This window comes from Massilia sp. BAP21 (genome assembly GCF_057801335.1).
The window spans coordinates 2309834-2328017 of record NZ_CM173596.1 but is presented as its reverse complement, the minus strand read 5'-3'; the positions used below and the strand labels follow the sequence as shown (position 1 = coordinate 2328017).

The 18184-nt window shown below is 62.4% G+C and carries 12 protein-coding genes; 4 read left to right on the top strand and 8 right to left on the bottom strand.

Annotation, left to right across the window (positions count from 1 at the left end):
- The first annotated feature begins 21 nt into the window (after window positions 1-21).
- From ACWYRN_RS10265 to ACWYRN_RS10255, 3 genes are all read left to right on the top strand, one after another.
- Window positions 22-717: an energy transducer TonB gene (locus ACWYRN_RS10265; protein ID WP_488692276.1), complete on the top strand. Its 696-nt coding sequence runs from the start codon at window positions 22-24 to the stop codon at window positions 715-717.
- Window positions 718-803: 86 nt separating this feature from the next.
- Entirely contained in the window at window positions 804-3182 is a 2379-nt protein-coding gene (locus tag ACWYRN_RS10260; protein ID WP_488692275.1) for a M28 family peptidase, read from the top strand.
- 53 nt (window positions 3183-3235) lie between these two features.
- Window positions 3236-4870, top strand: a complete 1635-nt coding sequence (locus ACWYRN_RS10255; RefSeq protein WP_488692274.1) for a M28 family peptidase — start codon at window positions 3236-3238, stop codon at window positions 4868-4870.
- 220 nt (window positions 4871-5090) lie between these two features.
- Here ACWYRN_RS10255 and sodC read toward each other — a convergent pair whose 3' ends face one another.
- From sodC to ACWYRN_RS10225, 6 genes are all read right to left on the bottom strand, one after another.
- The gene (gene sodC, locus ACWYRN_RS10250) at window positions 5091-5618 is read right to left on the bottom strand and encodes a superoxide dismutase family protein (protein WP_229435975.1); all 528 of its coding nucleotides are present in this window, start codon (window positions 5616-5618) and stop codon (window positions 5091-5093) included.
- 88 nt (window positions 5619-5706) lie between these two features.
- Window positions 5707-7050, bottom strand: a complete 1344-nt coding sequence (locus tag ACWYRN_RS10245; RefSeq protein ID WP_488692273.1) for a type II toxin-antitoxin system HipA family toxin — start codon at window positions 7048-7050, stop codon at window positions 5707-5709.
- Window positions 7050-7274, bottom strand: coding sequence for a type II toxin-antitoxin system Y4mF family antitoxin (locus tag ACWYRN_RS10240; protein ID WP_488692271.1), 225 nt, complete (start codon window positions 7272-7274; stop codon window positions 7050-7052). The genes ACWYRN_RS10245 and ACWYRN_RS10240 overlap by 1 nt, the downstream gene beginning before the upstream one ends.
- A gap of 239 nt (window positions 7275-7513) precedes the next feature.
- Window positions 7514-7693, bottom strand: coding sequence for a hypothetical protein (locus ACWYRN_RS10235; RefSeq protein WP_488692270.1), 180 nt, complete (start codon window positions 7691-7693; stop codon window positions 7514-7516).
- A 52-nt stretch (window positions 7694-7745) separates the two neighbouring features.
- Complete coding sequence (locus ACWYRN_RS10230) at window positions 7746-7928, bottom strand: hypothetical protein (protein WP_229435979.1); 183 nt, start codon at window positions 7926-7928, stop codon at window positions 7746-7748.
- Between the two features lie 253 nt (window positions 7929-8181).
- Window positions 8182-8688, bottom strand: a complete 507-nt coding sequence (locus ACWYRN_RS10225) for an arsinothricin resistance N-acetyltransferase ArsN1 family B (protein WP_488692268.1) — start codon at window positions 8686-8688, stop codon at window positions 8182-8184.
- A 178-nt stretch (window positions 8689-8866) separates the two neighbouring features.
- Between ACWYRN_RS10225 and ACWYRN_RS10220 the strand changes: the two genes are divergently transcribed.
- The gene (locus ACWYRN_RS10220) at window positions 8867-9004 is read left to right on the top strand and encodes a hypothetical protein (protein WP_488692267.1); all 138 of its coding nucleotides are present in this window, start codon (window positions 8867-8869) and stop codon (window positions 9002-9004) included.
- A 454-nt stretch (window positions 9005-9458) separates the two neighbouring features.
- On the opposite strand, the gene rpoC is transcribed toward ACWYRN_RS10220, so the two are convergent.
- Both rpoC and rpoB read right to left on the bottom strand, forming a co-directional pair.
- Entirely contained in the window at window positions 9459-13703 is a 4245-nt protein-coding gene (gene rpoC, locus ACWYRN_RS10215; RefSeq protein WP_488692266.1) for a DNA-directed RNA polymerase subunit beta', read from the bottom strand.
- Between the two features lie 136 nt (window positions 13704-13839).
- Window positions 13840-17949, bottom strand: coding sequence for a DNA-directed RNA polymerase subunit beta (rpoB, locus tag ACWYRN_RS10210; RefSeq protein ID WP_229435982.1), 4110 nt, complete (start codon window positions 17947-17949; stop codon window positions 13840-13842).
- Window positions 17950-18184: the final 235 nt, after the last annotated feature.

Sequence of the window (18184 nt, the reverse complement as noted above, 5' to 3'; positions counted from 1 at the left end):
TCTTTCCTTGAGGAGAACATCATGCATTTCTCACCCGCGTATCACGATAACGGCAACAAGGCCGGCAAGTTTGCCCTCGTCGCCGGGCTGCACGCCCTGATCGCGATTGGGGTCGTCAACATGATGAACGGGAGGGTGCTCTCGCTGCCCAGGCTGCCCGATGCGGTCACGGTCTTCACACCGAAGCCGATCGATCCGCCGCCCGTACCGCCCGACCCGCCCACGCCGGTGCAGCGTCTTGCGCCGCCCGACATCGTGGTGCCGAAGGTCGAGGTCGAGATCGCGCCACCGCCGGTCGAGAACCCGGTGCGCACCATCTTCGAGACCGACCCGACGCCGCAGCCGCCCGCGCAAACCGGGGTCACGGACCAGCCGCCGGCCGCCTCGTCGAGCAGCGGCACGGGCAGCGGCACGGGAAGTGGCACAAGCGGTGCGGTGCGGACCATCGCCCTGGCCGAAGCCAGCGGCTGCGCGACGCCCGCCTATCCGGCGCGCGCCGCCCGCAACGGCGACAGCGGCACCGTGGTCCTGGCCCTCCTGATCGGCACCGATGGCCGCGTGGCGAATGCCCGGGTGCAGAAGAGCAGCGGTTCGCGCGACCTCGACAAGGCCGCCCTGAACGCCCTGAGCATGTGCCAGTTCAAGCCCGCCACCAACAACGGCGTGCCCGAGGCCGGATGGGGGCAGATGGCCTTTGTCTGGACCCTGGGCGACTGAACCGGTTCTCCCCTCTTTGCCCGCCACTCCTCAGCCTGGCGGGCTTTTTTTGCGCCATTTTTCGCCTTTTTCTGGAAGCCTGGATGATGTCCGATCACGTACACGAGCACGCGCCCGCACATGCACACGAGCACAAACGGCGGCGCACCGGCCACGGCGCCCTGGCCGGCCTCATCGCCTTCCTGTTCCTTGCGCTGCTGGCCTGGCTGGCGCTGCGCGACCACGGCGCGCCCGAGCGCCAGCAACAGCAGCAGCCGCTCGCACGCGATGCGCCGGCGCAGCGCTTCTCGGCCGCGCGCGCCCTCGACCAGCTGGCCGCCATGACGCAAACGCCGCGCCCGATCGCAAGCAGCGCCAACCGCCGCGCGCGCGAGCACATCGTGGGGCAGCTGCAGGCGCTGGGCTATGCGCCGCAGGTACAGCGCGCCGTGGTGCAGAAGAACTACGTCGACTACAACGCCAACTACGAGGCCATCGTCGGCGTGGTGCACAACGTGCTGGTGCGCGTCCAGGGCACAGGCGGCAGCAACGCTGGCCACCCGCGCCCTGCCCTGCTGCTGGCGGTGTACTACGACAGCGAGCGCGGCAGCCTGGGCGTGGCGCGCGGCGGCATGCCGGTGGCAGCCAGCCTGGAGATGCTGCGCGCCCTGCGCCACGGGCCGGCGCCGGCCAACGACGTGATCGTGCTGTTCGCCGATGGCGAACGCGCCGGCAGCCTGGGCATGCAGGCCTTCGCCGAACAGCACCCGTGGGCACGCGAGGTGGGCCTGGCGCTGCGCTTCGATGGCGGCGGTAGCGGCGGGCCGCTCATCCTCTACAACACGCGCAATGCCAACAGCGCGGCCATCGCCGGCTGGCGCCGCGCCGTGCCCGACGTGCGCGGTTCGTCGCTGATGCACGAGGTCCACCAGCTGGCGCCGGGCACGCTGCGCATCGGCGCGCTCGACAGGCTCGGGGTGCCGGTGCTGCAGTTTGCAAACACCGGCTTGCCGCTGGACCGCGCGGGCGAACTGGATACGCTGGCGCGCCTGCAGCCGGCCACGCTGCAGCACATGGGCAGTGCAATGCTGCGCCTGGTGCATCACTTCGGGCAGGCGCGGCTCGACCCACGCATTGATGGCAATGGCGGTGGCCAGGTGTACTTCGACCTGCCCTTCGGCGCCACCGTGCACTACAGCGCCACCCTGGCCTGGCCGCTCGCTTTTTTTAACTGCCTGCTGCTGGCGGGCGCGGGCCGCCTGGCCTGGCGGCAGGCGGGCATGCGCTACACACCCTTCGTGCAGGCGGCGTTCGTGGTGCCGGCGCTTGCGGTGCTGCTGGGCATCGGCGCCTGGCAGCTGTGGATGCACGTGCCCGCGCTGCACCGCGCCTGGAATCCGGCCGCGCCGCGGCAAGCGCTGGCCTACCTGCTGGGCGTCTCCGCGCTGGCGGCGGCCTTTTACCTGCTCGCCCAGCGCTGGCTGCAGCGCCATACCGGCGCCATGGCGGCGGCGCTGGCCGCGCTCGGCGCATTGACGGCCGTGCTGCTGCTGGCCAGCTGGCTCGCGCCCGGCGCCAGCTACCTGCTTGCCTGGCCGCTGCTGGCGGCCCTGGCCTGCTGCGCCGGCCTGCATGCGGAGCGCGTGCAGGCCTGGCCGCCGGCCGCGCGCCTGGCCCTGCTGGTGCTGGGCGTGGCGCCGGCCGTGGTGCTGGTGCCGGCGGCGCTGCGCGACAGCTTCCTGGTGCTCTCGCCGCAGCGCATGAACCTGCCGGTAGCGATGCTGGCGCTGCTGCTGGGCGTGTCCACCTTGTTGCTGGCGGCGCAGGCGCGGCGCTACGTGGCGCGCACCCTGCTGCTGTTCGGGCTGGGCGGACTGGCCCTGGCTGGCAGCGCCGACGAAACGCGCGAAGCGCCCTCGATGCGCGCCAACAATCTCGTGTACTACAGGGACATGCCGAGCTGGGATGCCTACTGGCTGAAACCCGCCGGCCCGCTCGACGACTGGGAGCGCACCCTGTTCGCCAACCTCACGCGGCCGCATTATTTCGTCAGCGTGTTCGGCTGGAGCGAGCCGGAACAGTGGTATGCCTGGGCGCCGCGCAAGGGACTCGAATTCCCGTTCATCCGGGTGCTCAGAAACGGCAAGGCGCCAGACCGCCATGCCGACTTCACGCTGGCCTCGAAGAACCGCGCGCCCGAGATCCGGCTGGACGTGATCAACGCGCGCGTGCTGCGCGCCACCATGAACGGGCGCACGCTGCTGGACAAGGAAGCCAAGACCCTGAAGATCATCGCGTATGGCATGGAGGACGAGACGCTGCACTTTCATATCCGCGTGAAGGCCGACCCGATCTTCGGCGTGCAGGTAAAGGAGATCGTGCCCGGGCTGCCCGAGCACCTGCTGCCGCCGCGGCCAGCGCATACGCCGGCCCTGATTCCGGGCAGCGGCACCTCGGTGGCGGCGGACATGCTGTGGTTTTACTAGGGAGTGCTCTACAATGCTGCGGCACTTCCCATTAACTATCGCAGCAGGATTCCATGCACAAGATCGTCTCCTCCGTTGTCGTTACCGCCCTCGCCAGCAGCCTGGCGCTCGCCTTCCCCGCCTACGCGGCCAACAAGGCGCAAGCCGCCACCGTCCAGGAAGCACCGCTGCGCGGCCACCTGGCCTTCCTCGCATCCGACGCCATGGAAGGCCGCGGCACCGGCCAGCGCGGCGGCGAACTGACCGTTACCTATCTCGAAAGCCAGGCAATGGCCGCCGGCCTGAAGCCGGCCAACGGCAACAGCTACCGCCAGGAAGTGAAGATCGCGGGCGTGCGTCCGCTGCCGGAAAAGAGCAATGTCGGCGTAATCGCTAACGGCCAGGCCCTGCCCTTGAGCTTCGGCGCCGACTGGGTGTGGGCGCCGGGCGATGCCAAGCCCGACCACACCATGGATGCGGAACTGGTCTTCGTCGGCTACGGCATCACCGCGCCGGAAGAAGGCTGGGACGACTTCAAGGGCCTGGATGCCAAGGGCAAGGTGCTGGTCATGATGGTCAACGACCCGGCCCCCACCGCCGCCGAGCCGAAGCGCTTCAACGGCGCCGGCCTGACCTACTACGGCCGCTGGACCTATAAACTGGCCGAAGCGGCGCGCCAGGGCGCGGCCGGCGTGATCCTGATCCACACCGACGCCTCGGCCTCCTACGGCTGGAGCGTGGTGCAGAACAGCTGGGCCGCCGCCGAGCGCTTCCAGCTGGCCGACGCCGACCTCGGCACCGGCATGCAGGGCTGGATGACCGACGCCGCCGCGCGCAAACTGTTCACGGCTGCCGGCCAGGACCTCGATAAGCTGCGCGCCGCCGCCGAGGATAAATCCTTCAAGCCGGTCACGCTGAACGCACGCGTGAAAGGCGAAGCGCGCGCCGCCGTGCGTACGCTGAACGAATACAACGTGGCCGGCATCGTGCCCGGCACCGATCCAAAGCTGAAGGACGAAGTCGTCATCTACAGCGCCCATTGGGACCACATGGGCAAGCAAGGGACCGAAGGCGACACCATCTTCAACGGCGCCGTCGACAACGCCTCCGGCACCGCGGGCCTGTTGGCAATGGCGCAGGAAGCCGTGCGCCATCCGGCCAAGCGTTCGCAGATGTTCCTGTGGGTGGCCGCCGAAGAACAGGGCCTGCTGGGCAGCGCCGCCTACGCCGCCAAGCCGCTGTGGCCGGCGGATAAAACCGCCGCCAACCTCAACCTCGACAGCCTGAACTTCGTCGGCGCCGCGAAAGACATCGGCGTGCAGGGCAGCGAGCGCACCGAACTGGGCGCGATGGCTGCCGCCACCGCGAAAGCGATGGGCCTGGTGATCGCCCCGGCCAAGCCGGACCTGGCCGGCGGCTACTTCCGCAGCGACCACTTCAGCTTCGCGAAAGCCGGCATCCCCGCCTTCTCGGTCGGCGGCGGCAGCGCCTGGGTGTCGAACGTGGAAGCGAACAACGCCAAGGCCAAGGCCTACCGCGCGCGCTACCACCAGGTGAGCGACGAATACGACCCGAGCTGGGACTTGGCAGGCATGGTGCAGCAGGCCCAGTTCACGCTGAACCTCGGCCGCATGATCGCCGACAGCCCAAAGATGCCAGCCTGGAAAGCCGGCGACGCCTTCGGCAAGATCCGCGCCGTCGCCAAGTAATCGCAAACCCCGGCCATTGAACTGGCCGGGCATTTGTAGGGTGGGTACTCGTACCCACCGCGCCGTAATCAAAAACGCCCGATCATCGCTGACCGGGCGTTTCGCTTTTGTAGGGTGGGCACCTGTGCCCACGCGGTACGGCGTATGCAAATGGCACGCTTCGCAATACCTATCTGCGGTGAAATATTCTTTCACCCCATGCGGTAAATGAAATTTTATTTCACTCAATAATCCCGCAAACAATCCTCGCCCCGCCACCACCCAACGGCGCCGGATGATCCGCATGATTATCCCCACCCGCATGCACCATCAGCGCCTTGCCCTTCACATCGGCCAGCTTCAGGCGCGGCGCCAGCACCGGATTCATGGCCGCCCCCGAGCTCTCGACATACAGCGCCGGCAAATCCCCGATATGCCCATCGCCCCACGGCAGCCCATGCTTCTTGCTGCCCGTCGTATCCAGGTGCCCGCCCGCCGCACCCGCCGGCACCGGCTTGCCATCCTTCTGGTTCGTGTCGCAGCTCTTGTTCTCGTGAACGTGGAAGCCATGCACGCCCGGCGGCAGCCCGTCCAGCTTCGGCGTGAACACCAGCCCGTATTTGGTTTCGCTGATGGTGACCGTGCCGGTCGACTTGCCGACGCCGGCATCCGACACCGCATTCATCGTCGCGCGCATTTCGGCGGCGTGCACGGCCGCGCCGGCATAAGTGGAGCACAGCAGCGCTGCGACAATCCATTGAGCTTTCATGGCATTCCCTTTCATTGGACAGTATTTGAACGAGACAACGCGCATGAGTGTAGAGGATTCGCGCAATCGGGAGCGCTCGGCCGGAACGTCAGTGATCGGGCCGGTCGGCGCCCTGCTCCGATGCCATGTCAGGCCCCGGCTCTTGCCCCAGGAAGCGATTGCCAAGCCTGGTCGAGATCGACGTGATTTTGAACACCAGCCGCTCCACCATGATGCGCTCCTTGTGTGCCAGGTGCGGCTTGATCTCTTCGGCGGCCGCGGCAATGTTGGGACCGACCTGCCGTGCCATGTCGACCGCCAGCTTCTGGAGAAAACGCGTCCCAATGCCGAGCTGCCTGGCAAGTTCGACCAGATGGTCCTGCGTGAGTTTTCCGGGTTCCGATTCGCCTGCGATATCGAATGCAAACTGTGGAGACAGCCCGGCATACACGCGAGTGCACATCATGTCGTAGAACGGCGCCAGGCGCAGCCCGCCCGGGGTCGCCAGCAAAGACAGGTTCTTTGCATGGGAATCATTATTCCCGACGCACAAATTGAAAAATAGCCAGCGCAACAGGTTACGCCGGTCCGGTGCAGGCTGGACCGAGAGGGACAGTCTTTCGTAGCAGTCCTTGAAGCTTGGTCCTCCTTCATGTTCATATTTGGCTCCAGATTGCACGCCCAGCAACTGGCACAAATCGGCTTGCCACAGCCGGCGCAAGGAGCCATCCTGCTGGCGCACCCGGTCGTAACGCTCGACGAGACAGGCCTGTGCAATCGGCTGGTAATGAACGCGCGCAGTGGGCAGCCCGCACAGCGCCGCCGCGCGCATCACGATCGTTTCGTTGACGGACGAGGCGAAGGTCTTGATGTCAGGACGCCCGATGTCCGGCTTGAGGATATGGGTGGCGGGAGCATTCCCCAGGGGACGCGACGGCATGCCCTGTTCGTCCAGACAGAGCAGTATCTTGAACTGCGCGCCGGACATCGACATGCGCGGCTTGGGCATGTCTTTCACCGCTTGCTCGATGGCTTCGCGCTCGGCCGACTGGGCGCCATCGGCATGCACCAAAACCTTTACCTGCTCCCAGCTCAATGGCTGGTAGACGGGCGGCTGCGGCGTCTCGCCTTCCAGTAACAGCGTATAGGCGCCGGCACTCTCACCGCCGATGCGCGCCAGCATGCCGAACACCGTGCTGACCTGTTCACGCAAGCCAATCACGGTGCGCTGCTCGCCTTCCGGCAAGAGGTTTTCAAAGAATGCGCCAATATACGGGGTATCAATGGTTCCGGCTTGCAGCGGCACGTCGGGATGGATGGCTTCGGCGCCGCTCTTGCGCAACCATTCTTCGCTGTAGCTGAATGACAGTGGATCGGTATTGTGCAAGGTCCCGATCAAGCCATCGGGACCGTAGACCCATAAGGCAGGGGGAATGGGAAGCCGGATTGCCATCACGATTTCCTTCTGGCCGTCAGCTCCAGTCCCAGGAGGGACAGCACATCGAATACCTTTTGTACCTGCAACGTCTCTTTGCCGCGTTCGAGATCGATGATGAAACGGTTGCTCAAGCCGGCCAATCCAGCAACGTCGAGTTGCGTTAGGCCTTGTTCCTTACGTACATGTCGGACCAACTGTCCAAGATGCGCCATGGTCGAGACGGTTTCGGATGTGCTCATGTCGGCCTCAATGTGATACATCGCTCACATTTTAGCATTCATGCTTCTAAAAAGCCTAAAAAGTGAGCCTACGCTCACATTTTACTCAAAAGCTCGTTTGGATGACATAAAGTGAGGGATCGTACACTTTTCAACATTGTCGATGTCTCTCGCTCCATAAAGTGAGTGATCGTAAACTTTAGAAGCAAAATGGACCGGCATGTACCGGTCCATCGCTGTTTAAGGCTTGAAGCAATGACTTATGGGTAATAGACCCAGCAAAGACACTTGAAGGTCGTGCACTCGCCGGTTTCCTCGCAAATCATGCGCATGTCTTCGCACGATTCGAAGCTCGGCAAGGCAAATGCCGGCGCCATGGTCGACAGGCTGACACCCGATGCCACGGCGACGCAGAAGATTGCCTTCTTGAAGAAATTCATGATCCCTCCCCTTTTTTATAGTCTGATTGTGCGGCTAGTCTGCCGTTGCGGATTAATCCAGGCCGTAGATGCTGCACAGGCGGCGGAAGGTGCCGCAGTCGCCGCCTGCGTAGCAAGCTTCTTGCATGGCCAGGCAGGTTTCATAGGTAGGACGGGCCCAGGCTGGCCCCATGGACGAGACCATGACGCCAGCGGCCACAGCGGCAGCGAAAACAGTTTTCTTCAATTTATTCATTACGCTTCTCCAAGTAGGTAGAACAGGTATGCGAATAGAATTTCATGAACTGCGCCATCAAAATAACGGCCATTGATGCTATCACTGCAGTTTTTTGATGGCAAAACCTATTTTTAACCGCCTTGCATTTTGTATTTACTGATTTATGCTGAATAAATAGTTATCGGGCGCCATGCATATTTAGAGAAGAGACGTACCTATCTGCATTGACGGGTACTGGCCAATCCCGCCTTTGATGACGGCTCTATTCATGTCATCCATTCAGTTTCAGCTGCCAGTAGGCGACATCGATCCAGCGTCCGAACTTCAGGCCGACTTCGCTGAAATGCGCCACCTTTTGAAAGCCCAGCCGCTCATGCAGGCGCACGCTCGCTTCGTTCGGCTGGGCGATTCCGCCAATGACCAGGTGCAGGCCGCGCTCACGCAGCGCTGCCAGCAGTGCCTCGTACAGCATGCGGCCCGCACCCTGCCCGGCGCTTTCCGGCGCCATGTAGATCGAGCTTTCGACCGAATACCGGTAGGCCGCACGGACCCGCCATTTCGTTGCGTAGGCATAGCCGATCAGGGTTTCGCCTTCGAGCATGACCAGCCAGGGCAGATCGGCGTCCGCAACCGCCGCGATGCGCTGCGCCATGTCAGCTGCGGTCACAGGCGCTTCCTCGAAGCTGATGGCGGTAGTGGCAATGTAATGGTGGTAGATGGCGCAGATCGCACCGGCATCGGCGGCGCGTGCGGGGCGAATGATGCGTGAAGGTGTCATGGGCGAGGACCGGTCGGATGTACACTCGGCAATTATGCATGCTTTGGCCTCCTCCCTCCGAATAGGGTTGTGACATGCAGGAGTCGACCTCCTGCAATTGCTTGCGCTTTGCCAAATCACGAATCGAGCGTGACCGAGAGAATCACTATTTGTGCATATCTCAAAGGGAGCAACGACCATGGCAATCGATGCCTTCTTTCGCTCTCATCCATCGGTCAGATCGATTCTGTTCAATGACATCCGGATAACCGGCGTGAAGCCATGGGAAGGCGACGACGACCACTTCCACGTCAGCATGACGGCGGCGAAAAAATGAGCATCCGTCTATTCCTGGAATGCGCGAGCGCCGTCGTACTTTCTACGGCCAGTGCGCAGCACAAGGCTGTTTACCCAGCACCCGCGAAGCCTCTTACTGCTGAGTACACGATCTATTCTGGCAGTCTCGGTGATGAGCAGGCGCCAAGCAAGGACGACCGCAAACTTGCTGTCGAGGTAACGGGCAAAGCGGCGAAAGAGATTTTCGATTCGCTTTATCCGGACGCCCGGGGAGTAAAATGTAGCGATGAGAACGGGGAGCGATTAAGGAGGAAAGGACGGATTTGGTGCGCATATTCGCCGAGTGGCGGATACCGGTGCTTCTTGGGTTTCAATCTCAGAACAGGTCAAAGCATTTCCGGCGGAAGCTGTTGATCCCTTAATCTTTCCCCGCAAAAAAAACGGCACCCCTCGGGGTGCCGTTTTCGCTAGCGCTCACGCAGCAATCAGATCGATTACTCCGCGTCGCCGTGATGCTCCGTAGTCTGCGCCTGCGCCTGATCTTCCATCGCCTGCAGCTCGGCAGCCATGTTGGCCTTCTCCTGCTGCAGCAGCGCCTGACGCTCTTCCGCTTCCCACACTTCCTTCTCCTTGCGGGCGCGGTGGAATGCCAGACCGGTACCGCCAGGAATCAGGCGGCCGACGATGACGTTCTCTTTCAGGCCGCGCAGACCGTCGCGCTTGCCCATGATCGCCGCTTCGGTCAGCACGCGGGTGGTTTCCTGGAACGATGCGGCCGAGATGAAGGAGTCGGTCGACAGCGATGCCTTGGTAATACCCAGCAGCACGTTTTCGTAGGTCGCTGGCAGTTTGCCTGCCGCATCCATACGGTCGTTCTCTTCCAGCAGCTCCGAACGCTCGACCTGCTCGCCGACGATGTAGTCGGTGTCGCCGGCTTCCACGATCTGCACGCGGCGCAGCATCTGACGAACAATCACTTCGATGTGCTTGTCGTTGATCTTCACGCCCTGCAGACGGTAGACGTCCTGCACTTCGTCGACGATGTAGCGGGCCAGTGCTTCGATACCCAGCAGGCGCAGGATGTCTTGCGGATCGGCCGGGCCGTCCACGATCATCTCGCCCTTGTTCACCACCTGGCCGTCGTGCACCAGCACTTGCTTGTCCTTGGTAATCAGGAACTCGTGCTTGTTGCCGTCCATGTCCGTGATTTCCAGACGCTGCTTACCTTTGGTTTCCTTACCGAAGGCAACCGTACCGGTGACTTCCGCCAGCATGCCCGCGTCTTTCGGCGAACGTGCTTCGAACAGTTCGGCAACGCGCGGCAGACCACCGGTAATGTCGCGGGTCTTCTGCGATTCGGTCGGGATACGTGCCAGCACTTCACCCACCGATACCTGCTGGCCATCCTTGACCATGATCAGTGCGCCAACCTGGAAACCGATCGTCACGGCGTGTTCGGTGCCGGCGATCTTGACTTCCTGGTTCTCGTCGTTCAGCAGCTTGACCTGCGGACGCAGCACTTTGCCCGAACCGCGGCGCTTCGGATCGATCGCGACCAGGGTCGACAGACCGGTCACTTCGTCGACCTGGCGAGCGACGGTAACGCCCTCTTCCACGTTCTCGAAGCGGATCGTGCCGCCGTATTCCGTAATGATCGGACGGGTCAGCGGATCCCAGGTTGCCAGGGCGGTACCGGCTTTCACGGTCAGGCCATCCTTGACGATCAGGGTCGCACCGTACGGCACCTTGTGGCGCTCGCGCTCGCGGCCGTGGTCGTCCGTGATCAGCACTTCGCCGGAACGCGAAATGACGATCTGGGCGCCCTTGCCGTTGGTGACGTAACGCATGGTCGCGGTGAAGCGGACCGTGCCGTTCGACTTGGCTTCGACCGACGAGGCCACTGCCGCACGCGATGCCGCACCACCGATGTGGAAGGTACGCATGGTCAGCTGGGTACCCGGCTCACCGATCGACTGTGCTGCCACGACGCCGACTGCTTCGCCGCTGTTGACCAGCATGCCGCGGCCGAGGTCACGGCCGTAGCACTTGGCGCACAGGCCGTAGCGCGTGTCGCAGTTCAGCGGGGTGCGGACCTTCACTTCGTCGATGCCGACGCGTTCGATCTCTTCGACCATGTCTTCGTCCAGCAGCGTGCCGGCTTCGAACAGGGTTGCCTGCGTTTCCGGATTGACGACGTCGGTACCGGTCACGCGGCCGAGGATACGGTCGCGCAGCGGTTCGATGACTTCACCGCCTTCGACCATCGCCTTCATGTGCGTGCCGTTGGTGGTGCCGCAATCGTCCTCGATGACCACCAGATCCTGGGTCACGTCGACCAGGCGGCGGGTCAGGTAACCCGAGTTCGCGGTCTTCAGTGCCGTATCCGCCAGACCTTTACGAGCGCCGTGGGTCGAGATGAAGTACTGCAACACGTTCAGGCCTTCGCGGAAGTTCGCGGTAATCGGCGTTTCGATAATCGAACCGTCCGGTTTCGCCATCAGGCCACGCATACCCGCCAGCTGGCGGATCTGGGCTGCCGAACCACGGGCGCCCGAGTCGGCCATCATGTAAATCGCGTTGAACGATTCCTGGGTGCCTTCGGTGCCGTCGCGCTTGGTGACCGGCTCGACTTTCAGCTGGTCCATCATCGCCTTGCCGACTTCGTCCGAGGTCTTGCCCCAGATGTCGACGACCTTGTTGTAACGCTCGCCGGCGGTGACCAGACCCGAAGCGTACTGCTGCTCGATCTGCTTCACTTCCGCTTCGGCGGTCGCGATCATGCCCTTCTTGACATCCGGGATCAGCATGTCGTCGACAGCGATCGAGATACCGGCGCGGGTTGCCAGGCGGAAGCCCGACTGCATCAGCTTGTCGGCGAAGACGACGGTGGCACGCAGGCCGCACTTGCGGAACGACGTGTTGATCAGCTTCGAGATTTCCTTCTTCTTCAGGGCGCGGTTCAGCACGCTGAACGGCAGGCCCTTCGGCAGGATTTCCGACAGGATGGCGCGGCCGACGGTCGTCTCGTAACGGGTGACCGTACGCTCGAACTCATCGGTGCCGCCCACGCGTGGGTACTCGACGATACGCACGGTGATGCGGGTCGCCAGTTCGACTTCCTTGTTGTCGTACGCGCGGATGACTTCCGACACGTCCGGGAACATCATGCCTTCGCCCTTGGCGTTGATCGCCTCGCGGGTCGCGTAGTACAGACCCAGCACGATATCCTGGGACGGCACGATCGACGGTTCGCCGTTCGACGGGAACAGGATGTTGTTCGAAGCCAGCATCAGGGTGCGGGCTTCCATCTGTGCTTCGATCGACAGCGGGACGTGGACTGCCATCTGGTCACCGTCGAAGTCGGCGTTGAACGCCGCGCAGACCAGCGGGTGCAGCTGGATCGCCTTGCCTTCGATCAGGACTGGTTCGAACGCCTGGATACCGAGACGGTGCAGGGTTGGTGCACGGTTCAGCATGACCGGGTGTTCTTTGATGACGTCTTCCAGGATGTCCCAGACCACCGGTTCCTGGATTTCGACCAGTTTCTTCGCCGCCTTGATGGTCGTGGCCAGACCCATCAGTTCGAGCTTGTTGAAGATGAACGGCTTGAACAGTTCCAGGGCCATCAGCTTCGGCAGGCCGCACTGATGCAGTTTCAGCTGCGGACCGACCACGATGACCGAACGGCCCGAGTAGTCGACGCGCTTGCCCAGCAAGTTCTGACGGAAACGACCGCCCTTACCCTTGATCATCTCGGCCAGCGACTTCAGCGGACGCTTGTTGGCGCCGGTCATCGCTTTACCGCGACGGCCGTTGTCCAGCAGCGAGTCGACCGCTTCCTGCAGCATGCGCTTTTCGTTACGCGTAATGATTTCCGGCGCGCGCAGTTCCATCAGGCGCTTCAGGCGGTTATTACGGTTGATGACGCGGCGATACAGGTCGTTCAGGTCCGAGGTCGCGAAACGGCCGCCGTCCAGCGGGACGAGCGGACGCAGCTCCGGCGGCAGGACCGGGAGCACTTCCATGATCATCCAGTCAGGCTTGATGCCCGAACGCTGGAACGCCTCGAGCACTTTCAGGCGCTTGGCGTATTTCTTGATCTTGGCTTCGGATTTCGATTCCTTCAGTTCCACGCGCAGGGCTTCGGCATCGCGGTGGATGTCGATCGAGCGCAGCAGTTCACGGATACCTTCGGCGCCCATGTAGGCGGTGAAGTCGTCGCCGTACTCTTCGTACTTGGCGGCGTAATCGTCTTCCGACATGATCTGGCACTTCTTCAGCGGGGTCATGCCAGGATCGGTGACCACATATGCTTCGAAGTACAGCACGCGTTCGATATCGCGCAGGGTCATGTCCAGGACCATGCCCAGGCGCGACGGCAGCGATTTCAGGAACCAGATGTGCGCGGTTGGCGAGGCCAGTTCGATGTGGCCCATGCGCTCGCGGCGCACCTTGGCGAGCGTGACTTCGACGCCGCACTTTTCGCAGATGACGCCGCGGTGCTTCAGGCGCTTGTACTTGCCGCACAGGCATTCGTAATCCTTGATCGGGCCAAAGATCTTGGCGCAGAACAGGCCGTCACGCTCAGGCTTGAAGGTACGGTAGTTGATGGTCTCGGGCTTCTTGACTTCACCGAACGACCACGAACGAATTTTTTCGGGCGACGCCAGGCCAATCTTGATGGCGTCGAAGCTTTCATTTTGCTGTACTTGCTTGAATAGATCGAGCAGTGCTTTCATGTATCACTCCAGAGGTGACTAAATTTCAATGCGAAACGCGCTGACTACAGCGCGTCTCAAACCAAGCGGCATTTTGAAAGGGGAACGGGAGTAGTTGGGGACTCCCGCTCGTAAAACAAGCCCTTTCGTCTGCTTCTTAGTTACGCTCGAGGTCGATATCGATACCCAGCGAGCGGATTTCCTTGACCAGCACGTTGAACGATTCAGGCATGCCAGCGTCGATCACGTGGTCGCCTTTGACCAGGTTTTCGTACACTTTGGTACGGCCATTCACGTCATCCGACTTCACAGTCAGCATTTCCTGCAGCACGTACGACGCGCCGTAGGCTTCCAGTGCCCACACCTCCATCTCACCGAAGCGCTGGCCACCGAACTGGGCTTTACCGCCCAGCGGCTGCTGCGTCACCAGCGAGTACGGACCGGTCGAACGGGCATGCATCTTGTCGTCGACCAGGTGGTGCAGCTTCAGCATGTGCATGAAGCCAACCGTGACCTTGCGCTCGAACGCTTCGCCGGTGCGGCCGTCGTACATCGTGACCTGGTTCTTCGACGGCGTCATGCCCAGGTGGGCAGCGATGTCGTCCGGGAACGCCAGGTCCAGCATGCGGCGGATATCTTCCTCGTGCGCACCGTCGAACACCGGGGTCGCGAACGGCACGCCGTTCTTCAGGTTTTGCGCCAGGCTCAGGATTTCTTCATCGCTGAAGTTGTCCAGGTCTTCCTTGCGGCCGGTTTCGTTGTAAATCTTGCCCAGGAAGGTACGCAGGTCTTGCGCCTTCGCTTGTGCTGCCAGCATTTCGCCGATGCGCCAGCCCAGGCCCTTGGCCGCCCAACCGAGGTGGGTTTCCAGGATCTGGCCGACGTTCATACGCGACGGAACGCCCAGCGGGTTCAGCACGACGTCTGCCGGACGGCCATCGGCCATGAATGGCATGTCTTCGACCGGCACGATACGCGAGACCACACCCTTGTTACCGTGGCGGCCCGCCATCTTGTCGCCCGACTGCAGGCGGCGCTTGACGGCCAGGTAGACCTTGACCATCTTCTGCACGCCAGGCTGCAGCTCGTCGCCTTGGGTCAGCTTCTTGCGCTTTTCTTCGAAGGCCAGGTCGTACTGGTGACGCTTCTCGTTGATCGATTCCTTGATCGCTTCCAGTGCGTTCGCCGATTCGTCGTCCGCAGGGCGGATGTCGAACCAGTGGAACTTGTCCAGGTCCGCCAGGTATTCGGACGTGATGACCGCGCCCTTCGCCAGCTTCTTCGGACCGCCGTTCACGACTTTACCAACCAGCATACGCTCCAGACGCTGGAAGGCGTCGCCCTCCACGATACGCATCTGGTCGTTCAGGTCCAGGCGGAAACGCTTCAGCTCGTCGTCGATGATCTGCTGGGCGCGCTTGTCGCGCTGGATGCCTTCGCGGGTGAACACTTGCACGTCGATCACGGTGCCGACCATGCCCGAAGGCACACGCAGCGAGGTGTCTTTCACGTCCGACGCTTTTTCGCCGAAGATCGCGCGCAGCAGCTTCTCTTCCGGAGTCAGCTGGGTCTCGCCTTTCGGGGTGACCTTACCGACCAGCACGTCGCCGGCGGTGACTTCCGCGCCGATGTAGACGATGCCGGATTCATCCAGGCGAGCCAGCTGGTTCTCGGCCAGGTTCGAGATGTCGCGGGTGATTTCTTCCGCGCCCAGCTTGGTATCACGGGCAACGACCGACAGCTCTTCGATGTGGATCGAGGTGTAGCGGTCGTCCTTGACCACGTTTTCCGAGATCAGGATCGAGTCTTCGAAGTTCAGGCCGTTCCACGGCATGAAGGCCACCAGCATGTTCTGGCCCAGGGCCAGTTCGCCCAGGTCGGTCGATGCGCCGTCGGCAATCACGTCGCCACGGGCAACGCGGTCGCCAACCTGCACGATCGGACGCTGGTTGATGTTGGTGTTCTGGTTCGAACGGGTGTACTTGATCAGGTTGTAGATGTCGACACCGACTTCGCCGGCTTGCGCCTCGTCGTCGTTGACACGAATCACCACACGGCCTGCATCGATGTAGTCCACCACGCCGCCGCGGACGGCTTGCACGGTGGTGCCCGAGTCGACCGCGACGGTGCGCTCGATACCGGTACCGACGACGGCCTTTTCAGGACGCAGGCAAGGCACGGCCTGGCGCTGCATGTTGGCGCCCATCAGTGCACGGTTCGCGTCATCGTGCTCGAGGAACGGAATCAGCGAGGCTGCAACCGACACGATCTGGCCTGGGGCCACGTCCATGTACTGGATGCGCTCTGGCGAGACCAGGATGGTTTCGCCGGCTTCGCGAGCCGAGACCAGTTCGTCGATCAGCTGGCCTTCTTCGTTGATCTTCGCGTTGGCCTGGGCAATGATGTAGCGGCCTTCTTCGATCGCCGACAGGTAGTCGATCTTGTCGGTGACTTTCGAACCTTCGACCTTGCGGTACGGGGTTTCCAGGAAGCCGTATTCGTTCAGGCGGGCGTACAGGGCCAGCGAGTTGATCAGGCCGATGTTCGGGCCTTCAGGCGTTTCGATCGGGCAGACGCGGCCGTAGTGGGTCGGGTGCACGTCGCGCACCTCGAAGCCGGCGCGTTCGCGGGTCAGGCCGCCAGGGCCGAGGGCGGAAACACGGCGCTTGTGCGTGATTTCCGACAGCGGGTTGGTCTGGTCCATGAACTGCGACAGCTGCGACGAACCGAAGAATTCACGGATCGCAGCAGAAATCGGCTTGGAATTGATCAAATCGTGCGGCATCAGGTTGTCCGCTTCGGCCTGGCCGAGGCGTTCCTTGACGGCGCGTTCCACACGCACCAGGCCGGCGCGGAACTGGTTTTCGGCCAGTTCGCCGACGCAACGCACGCGGCGGTTACCCAGGTGATCGATATCGTCGACTTCGCCGCGGCCATTGCGCAGCTCGACCAGGATCTTGATCACGGACAGGATGTCTTCGTTCGACAGGGTCATGTCGCCGGTCAGTTCATCGCGGCCGATGCGGCGGTTGAACTTCATGCGGCCGACAGCCGACAGGTCGTAGCGTTCCGGGCTGTAGAACAGGCCGTTGAACAGGGCTTCGACCGATTCCTCGGTTGGCGGTTCGCCAGGACGCATCATGCGGTAGATCGCCACGCGCGCAGCCATCTGGTCGGCGGTGTCGTCGGTGCGCAGGGTGGTCGAGATGTAGGCGCCCTGGTCCAGGTCGTTCGTGTACAGGGTCTGGATCGATTCGATGCTGGCGTCGCGCAGCTTGCCCAGCAGCTCGTCGGTCAGCTCGTCGTTGGCGTTGGCGATGATTTCGCCGGTGTCGCCGTCGACGACGTTGGTCGCCAGCACGCGGCCGACCAGGTAGTCTTCAGGCACCGAGATCGACTTGATGCCGGCGGCCTCGATGTCGCGCACATGCTTGGCATTGATGCGCTTGTCCTTGGTGACGATGGTCTTGCCCGACTTCGGATCGACGATGTCGAAGCGCGCGACTTCGCCGCGCAGGCGTTCGGACACGAACTCCAGCTCGCCGCCTTCGGAGCGGAGATTGAAATTGTCGAAGACGAAGAAGTTCGCCAGGATCTGTTCCGGCGTCATGCCAATGGCCTTCAGCAGGATCGTTACCGGCATCTTGCGGCGGCGGTCGACGCGGAAGAACAGGATGTCTTTCGGGTCGAACTCGAAGTCCAGCCACGAGCCACGGTAAGGAATGATGCGGGCCGAGAACAGCAGCTTGCCCGACGAGTGCGTCTTGCCGCGGTCGTGTTCGAAGAACACGCCCGGCGAACGGTGCAGCTGCGAAACGATCACGCGCTCGGTGCCGTTGATGACGAAGGAACCGTTGGCGGTCATGAGCGGCAGTTCGCCCATGTACACTTCCTGCTCTTTCATTTCCTTGACGACCGGCTTGGTCGGCGATTCCTTGTCCAGGATCACCAGGCGCACCTTGGCGCGCAGCGGGGAAGCGAAGGTCAGGCCACGTTGCTGGCATTCCTTGACGTCGAAGGCAGGGTCGCCCAGCACGTAGGACAGGAATTCGAGACGGGCGAAGCCGTTGTGCGACACGATCGGGAAGATCGAGCTGAAAGCCGATTGCAGGCCTTCGTTCTTGCGTGCCGACGGCACGCCGTCTGCTTGCAGGAAGTTCTCGTAGGATTCGAGCTGGGTAGCCAGAAGATATGGAACGTTGTGAACGTTGGCGCGCTTCGCGAACGACTTGCGAATGCGTTTCTTCTCAGTAAATGAGTAGTGCATGGACACTCCGTGAGTGACAGAAAGGATGAGAATTCAGGGATTGCCAGTGGCGGCGTGCCACATACAAGGCCTCAAGTCTCTTCGTGTTCCGCCGGATGAAAAGGACAGGCTACTGCTGTGTTACGATTTAAACTGTGTTGCCGATACAGCCATGCAGGTGTTGCGTTTGCCGCAGGGACGACAAAAGAGCCAAAGCCGCAACCCCACCTTGCGGCGGGGTTTGCAAGCTTTGACT

Excerpts from the sequence above, each read along its gene's own strand:
- ACWYRN_RS10265 (WP_488692276.1), top strand. The coding sequence starts at position 22 with ATGCATTTCTCACCCGCGTATCACGATAACGGCAACAAGGCCGGCAAG.
- ACWYRN_RS10260 (WP_488692275.1), top strand. The coding sequence starts at position 804 with ATGTCCGATCACGTACACGAGCACGCGCCCGCACATGCACACGAGCAC.
- ACWYRN_RS10255 (WP_488692274.1), top strand. The coding sequence starts at position 3,236 with ATGCACAAGATCGTCTCCTCCGTTGTCGTTACCGCCCTCGCCAGCAGC.
- sodC (WP_229435975.1), bottom strand. The coding sequence starts at position 5,618 with ATGAAAGCTCAATGGATTGTCGCAGCGCTGCTGTGCTCCACTTATGCC.
- ACWYRN_RS10245 (WP_488692273.1), bottom strand. The coding sequence starts at position 7,050 with ATGGCAATCCGGCTTCCCATTCCCCCTGCCTTATGGGTCTACGGTCCC.
- ACWYRN_RS10240 (WP_488692271.1), bottom strand. The coding sequence starts at position 7,274 with ATGAGCACATCCGAAACCGTCTCGACCATGGCGCATCTTGGACAGTTG.
- ACWYRN_RS10235 (WP_488692270.1), bottom strand. The coding sequence starts at position 7,693 with ATGAATTTCTTCAAGAAGGCAATCTTCTGCGTCGCCGTGGCATCGGGT.
- ACWYRN_RS10230 (WP_229435979.1), bottom strand. The coding sequence starts at position 7,928 with ATGAATAAATTGAAGAAAACTGTTTTCGCTGCCGCTGTGGCCGCTGGC.
- ACWYRN_RS10225 (WP_488692268.1), bottom strand. The coding sequence starts at position 8,688 with ATGACACCTTCACGCATCATTCGCCCCGCACGCGCCGCCGATGCCGGT.
- ACWYRN_RS10220 (WP_488692267.1), top strand. The coding sequence starts at position 8,867 with ATGGCAATCGATGCCTTCTTTCGCTCTCATCCATCGGTCAGATCGATT.
- rpoC (WP_488692266.1), bottom strand. The coding sequence starts at position 13,703 with ATGAAAGCACTGCTCGATCTATTCAAGCAAGTACAGCAAAATGAAAGC.
- rpoB (WP_229435982.1), bottom strand. The coding sequence starts at position 17,949 with ATGCACTACTCATTTACTGAGAAGAAACGCATTCGCAAGTCGTTCGCG.